General features: G+C 74.9%; 9 protein-coding genes. 4 read left to right on the forward strand and 5 right to left on the reverse strand.

Going from position 1 to position 7,873, the window contains the following annotated elements; translation table 11 throughout:
* Positions 1-33: 33 nt before the first annotated feature.
* From hemQ to AC5FZL_RS13690, 3 genes are all read left to right on the forward strand, one after another.
* Complete coding sequence (hemQ, locus tag AC5FZL_RS13680) at positions 34-762, forward strand: hydrogen peroxide-dependent heme synthase (RefSeq protein ID WP_493619440.1); 729 nt, start codon at positions 34-36, stop codon at positions 760-762.
* Positions 759-2,033 (forward strand): AGE family epimerase/isomerase, encoded by a 1,275-nt coding sequence (locus AC5FZL_RS13685; protein WP_493619441.1) that lies wholly within the window; start codon positions 759-761, stop codon positions 2,031-2,033. Before hemQ ends, AC5FZL_RS13685 begins: the two co-directional genes overlap by 4 nt.
* 75 nt (positions 2,034-2,108) lie before the next feature.
* Positions 2,109-2,621, forward strand: coding sequence for a hypothetical protein (locus AC5FZL_RS13690; protein WP_493619442.1), 513 nt, complete (start codon positions 2,109-2,111; stop codon positions 2,619-2,621).
* 10 nt (positions 2,622-2,631) lie between these two features.
* On the opposite strand, the gene AC5FZL_RS13695 is transcribed toward AC5FZL_RS13690, so the two are convergent.
* From AC5FZL_RS13695 to glgX, 5 genes are all read right to left on the reverse strand, one after another.
* The gene (locus AC5FZL_RS13695) at positions 2,632-3,084 is read right to left on the reverse strand and encodes a GNAT family N-acetyltransferase (RefSeq protein WP_493619443.1); all 453 of its coding nucleotides are present in this window, start codon (positions 3,082-3,084) and stop codon (positions 2,632-2,634) included.
* A gap of 119 nt (positions 3,085-3,203) precedes the next feature.
* The gene (gene msrB, locus AC5FZL_RS13700; protein ID WP_493619444.1) at positions 3,204-3,641 is read right to left on the reverse strand and encodes a peptide-methionine (R)-S-oxide reductase MsrB; all 438 of its coding nucleotides are present in this window, start codon (positions 3,639-3,641) and stop codon (positions 3,204-3,206) included.
* Positions 3,642-3,681: 40 nt separating this feature from the next.
* Complete coding sequence (locus AC5FZL_RS13705; protein WP_493619445.1) at positions 3,682-4,167, reverse strand: hypothetical protein; 486 nt, start codon at positions 4,165-4,167, stop codon at positions 3,682-3,684.
* 10 nt (positions 4,168-4,177) lie between these two features.
* Complete coding sequence (locus AC5FZL_RS13710) at positions 4,178-5,236, reverse strand: ATP-dependent DNA ligase (protein ID WP_493619448.1); 1,059 nt, start codon at positions 5,234-5,236, stop codon at positions 4,178-4,180.
* A 42-nt stretch (positions 5,237-5,278) separates the two neighbouring features.
* The gene (gene glgX, locus AC5FZL_RS13715) at positions 5,279-7,405 is read right to left on the reverse strand and encodes a glycogen debranching protein GlgX (protein ID WP_493619446.1); all 2,127 of its coding nucleotides are present in this window, start codon (positions 7,403-7,405) and stop codon (positions 5,279-5,281) included.
* A 98-nt stretch (positions 7,406-7,503) separates the two neighbouring features.
* Here glgX and AC5FZL_RS13720 point away from each other — a divergent pair.
* A partial coding sequence (locus tag AC5FZL_RS13720) for a DoxX family protein (protein WP_493619447.1) occupies positions 7,504-7,873 on the forward strand: 370 nt, incomplete at its 3' end.

The raw sequence follows: 7,873 nt of genomic DNA on the forward strand, positions 1-7,873 counted from the left end.
GCCGGCGTCCGGTGCGCGCGGGAGGATGGCGCCATGAGCTCCGCACCCGCCCCCGGCGCAGCACCCGGCGCCGCCCCCGACACCGAGGCCCTCAACGCCAGCATCCGCTACACGATGTGGTCCGTCTTCGCGGTGGAGGAGCACCTGCCGCCGGACGCCGACCGCGCCGCCGTCGTGGCTGAGGTGGAGGAGCTGCTGGCCGACCTGGGAGCCCGCGACCTGCAGGTGCGCGGGCTGTACGACCTGTCGGGGATGCGCGCCGAGGCCGACCTCATGGTCTGGTGGCACGCGCCGACCGTCGAGCTCGTCCAGGAGGCCTACCGCCGTCTGCGCCGCACCGAGCTCGGCTCGCTGCTCGCCCCGGTGTGGTCCTCGGTCGGCATCCACCGCCCGGCGGAGTTCAACCGCGGCCACATGCCGGCGTTCATGGCCGGCGAGGAGCCCCGGCAGTACGTCAACGTGTACCCCTTCGTGCGGTCCTACGAGTGGTACCTGCTGCCCGAGGCCGAGCGCCGCAAGATGCTCAAGGACCACGGGCTGGCCGCCATGCCCTACCCGGACGTGCGCGCCAACACCGTCGCGGCGTTCGCGCTCGGCGACTACGAGTGGCTGCTCGCGTTCGAGGCCGACGAGCTGCACCGCATCGTCGACCTCATGCGCGACCTGCGGAACACCGAGGCCCGCCGCCACGTGCGCGAGGAGGTCCCCTTCTTCACGGGCCGCCGCACCCCGCTGACCCAGATCGTGGAGGACCTCCTGTGACCGACGCCCCCACCGCCGTCCCCACCGCCGCGGCCCCCCAGCCGCCGGCCCCCGACGGCGCCTGGCTGCGCGCCGAGACCGACCGGCTGCTCGACTTCGCGGTGGCCGGCCGGCACCCCGCCGGCGGCTTCGGCTGGCTCGGCGAGGACGGCGTCCTGCAGGCCGACCAGCCGATCCAGACCTGGGTCACCTGCCGGATGACCCACGTCTTCGCCCTCGGGCACCTGCTGGGCCGCCCGGGCGACGCCGAGCGGGCCGACGCCGGGATCGCCGCGCTGCGCGGGCTGCTGCGCGACGAGGTGCACGGCGGCTGGTACTCCGCGCTCGACCCCAGCGGCGACCCGGCGGCCGAGGGCTCGGACACCTCCAAGGGCGCCTACCCGACGGCCTTCGTCGTCCTGGCCGGCGCGAGCGCCACGATCGCCGGCCGCCCCGGCGCTCGCGAGCTCCTCGACGAGGCCCTCGAGGTCCTGGACCGCTGGTTCTGGAGCGAGGAGCAGGGGATGGTCGCGGACCTGTGGGACCGCACCTTCACCGAGCTCGAGCCCTACCGCGGCGTCAACGCGAACATGCACACCGTCGAGGCGCTGCTCACCGCTGCCGACGCCACCGGGGACGCGCGCTGGCGGGCGCGGGCCCAGCGGATCCTCGCGCGCGTCGTCGACGGCTGGGCCCGCGAGAGCGGCTGGCGCCTGCCCGAGCACTACGACGCCGACTGGCAGCCGCTGCCGGACTACAACACCGACGACCGGGCGCACCCCTTCCGCCCCTACGGCGTGACCACCGGCCACCTGCTGGAGTGGTCGCGCCTGAGCCTGCACCTGCGCGCCGCCCTGGGCGACAGCGCGCCGGAGTGGCTCCTCGAGGGCGCGCGGGGGCTGTTCGAGACCGCGGTGCGCGAGGGCTGGGACGCCGACGGGCGGGAGGGCTTCGTCTACACCACGGACTTCGACGGCACCCCGGTCGTGCGCAACCGGCTGCACTGGGTGGTCACCGAGGGCCTCGGCGCCGCGGCGGCGCTCTACCAGGTGACCGGCGAGCAGGCCTACGCCGACCGCTACCAGCAGTGGTGGGCCCACGCGGAGCGGTTCTTCATCGACCGCGAGCGCGGCTCCTGGCACCACGAGCTCGACGAGAGCAACCAGCCGCTGACCACCGGCACCTGGGCCGGCAAGCCGGACGTCTACCACGCGGTGCAGGCCACGCTCGTGCCGACGCTGCCGCTCGTGCCGATGCTCGCCGCGGCCCTGGCGCAGCGCGCCGAGCGCTGACCCGTCCGGGCGGACCTCCGCCGTGATCATGGGATCCCGGTACCTCGCGGGGCGCCCGGATCCCATGATCACGGGGTGGGCCAGCGGCGCAGGGGTGCGATGGAGCGGCTGCTCGGGGGAGCGCTGACCGTGGACGCGCCCGAGCACCTGGCGCGGCCGGTCGTGCTGCGCGCGTGGTGGAGCTCCGAGCCGCGGTTCGAGGACGCCGAGGGCGAGCGCCTCGAGCGCGACCGCTGGGGGAACTGGGTCGCCCTCGCGCCGGACGGAGGCCGCGTGCTGCTGGAGCGGGCCTTCCAGTGGTCGCAGCTGGCGCCAGCCGTCCGGGTGGACGGCGTCGTCGTGCCCGCCGTGCGGCCGCTGGCGCGCGCCGAGCAGGTCGTGCTCGTGCTGTACGTGCTCGCGGGCCTGTCCTCCGGCGGCTTCGGCGGCCTGGCGCTGCTCCTGGGCGGCCTGGTCTCCGCGCGGGTCCTGCACGACCCCCGGCCGCTCACCCACCGGCGGCTGCGCGCTGCGGTGCCGCTGCTGGCCGGCGTCGTGGTGGTGACCGGCCTCGTGCTCCTCGTGCGCGCGCTCGGCTGGAGGGACTGACCGCTCGGGCTCAGGCGGGGGAGCGGCGCATCGGGACGTGAGGGATGCCGTCCTCCTGGAACTGCGGTCCCGATGCCGCGAAGCCCCAGCGGGCGTACCAGTGCTCCAGGTGCGCCTGGGCGTCGAGCACCAGCGGCGCGCCGCCGTGGCGCGCGAGGACGTCGTCCATGAGCAGACCGGCGAGGCCGTTGCCGCGCGCTGAGGTGGCGGTGACCACGCGCCCGACCCGGCGGACGCTGGCGTCGACCTCAGCAGGCCCGGCGAGGACCCTCAGGTACGCGCCGACGGCCTCCCCGCCCGGACCGGGCACCCACAGGTGCTCGGTCGTCGGCTCGAGGTCGCGCCCGTCGAGCTCGGGGTAGGGGCAGGCCTGCTCGACGACGAAGACGTCGACCCGCAGCCGGGCGATGGCGTACGCCGTCGTCGGGTCGAGCTCGGACCAGGCGGCGCGGGAGATGCTCACCCCCCGATCCTCTCAACCCCGCCGCGGGCTGCGGGACCGCACTCCTGCGGAGGAGTGCGGTCCCGAGCCGTCTGCCAACCGCACTCCTCCGCAGAAGTGCGGAAGAGCGGCCGGTGGCGTCAGGCCTCGGGGGCCTGCGGCTCCAGGGTGAGGCTGATGGAGTTGATGCAGTAGCGCTGGTCGGTCGGGGTGCCGAAGCCCTCACCCTCGAACAGGTGGCCGAGGTGGGAGCCGCAGCTCGCGCAGCGCACCTCGGTGCGGGTCATGCCCATCGAGCGGTCGGTGATCAGCTCGACGCCGTCGTCGTCCGACGGCTGGTAGAAGCTCGGCCAGCCGCAGTTGCTGTGGAACTTCGTCTCGCTGCGGAACAGCTCGTGCCCGCAGGCGCGGCAGGAGTACACGCCCGGCGTCTCGGTGTCGGTGTACTCGCCGGTGTACGCGCGCTCGGTGCCGGCCTCGCGCAGCACCCGGTACTCCGCCCGGGACAGCTGCTGGCGCCACTCGGTGTCGCTCTTGGTCACGGGGTAGGCGCCGGTGGACGTGCTCGGGGTGCTCATACCGGTACCAACAGGCCCGCTGGGCCGGGCGTTCCCGGGCTCAGCCGAGGAACGCCGTCCCGCCGTAGACGTGCAGCACCGGCACGCCCAGCTCGTCGCGGGCCCGGGAGGCCCAGTCGCGGTGGAAGGTGTCCTCCAGGGCGCGGGGGCGGGTGACGACGACGACCTCGCGGGCGCCCTGCTCGGCCACCGCGCGGGCCAGCGCGGGCAGCGGGTCGTCCTCGGTCAGCTCGCCGTCGGCGGAGCGGCCGTGCTCGCGCAGCGAGGCCACCGTCGCCTCGAGCACCGCCGAGGCCTGGGCCCGCGCCGCCTCGGGAGAGGGGTCGTCGCCGCGGACGGCGTCCAGGGCCTCGCGCAGGTGGAACAGGCTGAGCCGGTCGACCACCTCGGCGAGGACGTTGCGCTCGGTGTCGGCCGGGACGAGCACCCGGTAGGTGAGCTCCTCGCCCTCGTGCAGGGCGAGGATGCGCTCGGCGTCGGTGCGCTGCACCGGCTCCTCGGTGAGCAGGATGATCGTGTCGGCCACGGCGGCGAGGCTACCGGCCGGCCTCGCCGGTGCCCGCGGCGCCGCCGCCGGTGAGCACCCGGTCGAGGTCGTAGGCCACCGGGCGGTCCAGCTGCTCGAAGGTGCACGACGCCGGGTCGCGGTCCGGGCGCCAGCGCTCGAGCTGCGCCACGTGGCGGAAGCGGTCGCCCTCGAGGTGGTCGTAGCGCACCTCCAGGACGAGCTCGGGCCGCAGCACCACCCACGAGGTGTCCTTGCCGGCCGGCGCGAACCGGTTGGGCTCGCCGACCCCGCGCACCACCTCGCCGTCGGCGTCGCGCTGCACCAGGGGCTGCAGCTCCTCCTCCAGCGAGCGGCGCACCGCGGTGGAGAACGCCGAGACGGCCCCCACCTGGCGCAGGACGCCGTCGGCGTCGTGCAGGCCGACGAGCAGCGAGCCGATCCCGGTGCCGCTCTTGTGCACGCGGTAGCCCACCGCGACCACGTCGGCGGTGCGCGCGTGCTTGACCTTGAGCATCACCCGCTTGCCCTCGGCGTACGCCGCCGCCAGGGGCTTGGCGACGACGCCGTCCAGGCCCGCGCCCTCGAACTGCGCGAGCCACTGCCGCGCCTCGGCGGCGTCCGCGCTGACCCGGGTCAGGTGCACGGGGGCCCGGACGCCCGCCAGCGCCGCCTCCAGCCGCGCTCGGCGCTCGGCGAAGGGCAGCGGGCGCAGGTCCTCCTCGCCCAGGGCGAGCAGGTCGAAGGCGACGAAGGACGCCGGCGTGGTCTCGGCGAGGAGCCTGATCCGGCTGGCGGCGGGGTGGATCCGCTGCGTGAGCGCGTCCCAGTCCAGGTGCTCGGCGCCGCTCTCCCCGGCCCGCAGCACCACCTCGCCGTCGACGACGCAGCGCTCCGGCAGCTGCTCGAGCACCGCGGCGACGACCTCGGGGAAGTACCGGGTGAGCGGCTTCTCCCCGCGGCTGCCGAGCACCACCTCGTCGCCGTCGCGGAAGACGAGGCAGCGGAAGCCGTCCCACTTGGGCTCGTACAGCAGCCCCCCGGCGACCGCGTCGGGCTCGGGCACCTCGGGCACGGCGCGAGCCAGCATCGGGGCCACCGGGGGGACGACGGGCAGGGTCACCCGCCCTTCCTACGCCTCCTCGGCCTCGCGGCGCAGCACGGCGAGCGAGTGGTCCCTCAGACGGACGGGCTTGCCGGCCGCCAGACGGGAGTCCAGGCGCTGCTCGGGGTCGGTGCTGAGGAGCAGCTGCCAGCGCTTGGCGCGCTTGCGCTCGGCCACGGCGCCGAACTCCACCGGGCCGCCGGAGGCGTTGAGGAGGATGAGCAGCTCCTCGGCCTCGTCGCCGCCCTCGGCCGTCGGTCCGGCGACCTGCACGGCCAGGGCCTTGGCCACGGCGTCGCCCCAGTCGGCGTCGGTCATCTCCGGGCCGTCGGCGCGCCGCATGACGATGTGGCCGTCGGCGTCGTCGTCGGCGTCGTCGCGCCCGGGCAGGTAGTGCTTGGGGCGCAGCGCCGGGTGCTCGCGCCGCAGGGCGATGAGCTTCTTGGTGAAGGCCAGGAGGTCCGTGTCGGCGCCCGCCCAGTCGAACCAGGAGATCTCGTCGTCCTGGCAGTAGGCGTTGTTGTTGCCGCCCTGGGTGCGGCCGATCTCGTCGCCGCCGAGGAGCATCGGCACGCCCGCGCTGAGCATCAGCGTGGCGAGCAGGTTGCGCCGCTGGCGGTCCCGCAGGGCGCAGATCTCCGGGTCCTCGGAGGTGCCCTCGGCGCCGCAGTTCCAGGAGCGGTTGTCGCTCTCGCCGTCGTTGTTGCCCTCGCCGTTGGCCGCGTTGTGCTTCTCGTTGTACGCGGTCAGGTCGGCGAGGGTGAAGCCGTCGTGGGCGGTGATGAAGTTGACGCTGGCGACCGGGTCGCGGCGCCCGTGGACGTAGATGTCGGGGCTGCCGGTCATCCGCAGCGCCAGCTCGCCCAGGCTGCCCTCGGCGCCGCGCCAGAAGTCGCGGACGCCGTCGCGGAACTTGCCGTTCCACTCCGACCAGCGGGCCGGGAAGCCGCCCACCTGGTAGCCGGCGGTGTCCCACGGCTCGGCGATGAGCTTGACCGGCGCGAGCACCGGGTCCTGGTGGCACAGGTCGAGGAAGGCGCTGTGCACGTCCATGTCGCCGCCCTGGCGGGTCAGGGTGGTGGCCAGGTCGAAGCGGAAGCCGTCGACGTGCATCTCGGTCACCCAGTAGCGCAGCGAGTCCATGATCAGCTGGAGCCCGGCGGGGTGGCCCACGTTGAGGCTGTTGCCGGTGCCGGTGGTGTCGAAGTAGTGCTGGCGGTCCTCGTCGACGAGGCGGTAGTACGAGCCGTTGTCGATGCCCTTGAGGGAGAGCGACGGGCCCATGTGGTTGCCCTCGGCGGTGTGGTTGTAGACGACGTCGAGGATCACCTCCAGGCCGGCGGCGTGCAGCGCCTTGACCATCTCCTTGAACTCGGCCACCTGCTCGCCGGCGGTGCCCGAGGAGCTGTAGTCGGCGTGCGGGGCCAGGAAGCCGATGGAGTTGTAGCCCCAGTAGTTGCGCAGGCCCTTCTCCAGCAGGTGGGAGTCCTGGACGAACTGGTGCACCGGCAGCAGCTCGACGGACGTCACGCCGAGGTCGGTGAGGTAGCCGGTGATGGCCGGGTGCCCCAGCGCCTTGTACGTGCCCCGGATCTCCTCCGGAACGTCCGGGTGCAGCTTGGTCAGGCCCTTGACGTGGGTCTCGTAGACGACCGTCTCGGACAGCGGGATCCGCGGGGCGCGGTCCTCGCCCCAGTCGAAGGAGCGGTCGGTCACCACGCAGCGGGGCATGGACGCCGCGGAGTCGGCGGTGTTGATCGCGCTCGGGTCGGCGAACAGGTGGCCGAAGACCTCCTCGCCCCAGGTGATCTCGCCGTCGACGGCGGTCGCGTGCGGGTCCAGCAGCAGCTTCGCGGCGTTGTGGCGCAGGCCGTTCGCCGGGTCCCACGGGCCGTGGACGCGCAGGCCGTAGCGCTGCCCGACCCCCACGCCGGGGAGGAAGCCGTGGAAGACGTGGCCGGTGCGGTCCGGCAGCGCCACCCGGGTCTCGGCGTCGTCGGCGTCGAAGAGGCAGACCTCGACGGCGTCGGCGGTCTCGGAGTACACGGCCACGTTCAGCCCGCCGTCGCGGGGGGTGGCGCCGAGGGGGTGCGGCAGCCCCTGCTCGACGGCGATCGCGGACGACGGGGGAGCGGAGGAGAGCGAAGCGGTCACCGCGGGAGCATGCTGGGTGGGGCGGCCCGGCGCGAGTCGGGAGCACGCCCCCGGAGGGCCCGCGGGCCGGGTGCGGCGGCGGCTGGCAGGATCGGGCCATGGCGCTGCCCCCTCCCGGCGGCCGGGCCCTGGCCCTGCTGCTGACCGCCGCCGGACTGGCCCACCTCGTCGCCCCGGGCCCCTACGCGCGGATCGTGCCGCGGCGCCTGGGCGACCCCCGCCCGTGGGTGCTGTGGTCCGGCGTGGCCGAGCTGGCCTGCGCGGCGGGGCTGGCGGCGCGCCGCACCCGCCGGGCGGCCGCCTGGGCCACCGCGGGGCTGTTCGTCGCGGTCTACCCCGCCAACGTGCAGATGGCCGTCACCGCGCTGCGCTCCCCGCGGGCCGGGGGCGCCCGCCGCGCCGTCGCCCTCGGGCGCCTCCCGCTGCAGGTGCCGCTGGTGTGGTGGGCGCTGCACCTCGCCCGGGAGC

It is taken from the genome of Quadrisphaera sp. DVD1 (assembly GCF_058932755.1).

Coding starts and splice junctions, on each gene's coding strand:
- AC5FZL_RS13710 (WP_493619448.1), bottom strand. CDS start 5,236: ATGCTGGCTCGCGCCGTGCCCGAGGTGCCCGAGCCCGACGCGGTCGCC.
- hemQ (WP_493619440.1), top strand. CDS start 34: ATGAGCTCCGCACCCGCCCCCGGCGCAGCACCCGGCGCCGCCCCCGAC.
- msrB (WP_493619444.1), bottom strand. CDS start 3,641: ATGAGCACCCCGAGCACGTCCACCGGCGCCTACCCCGTGACCAAGAGC.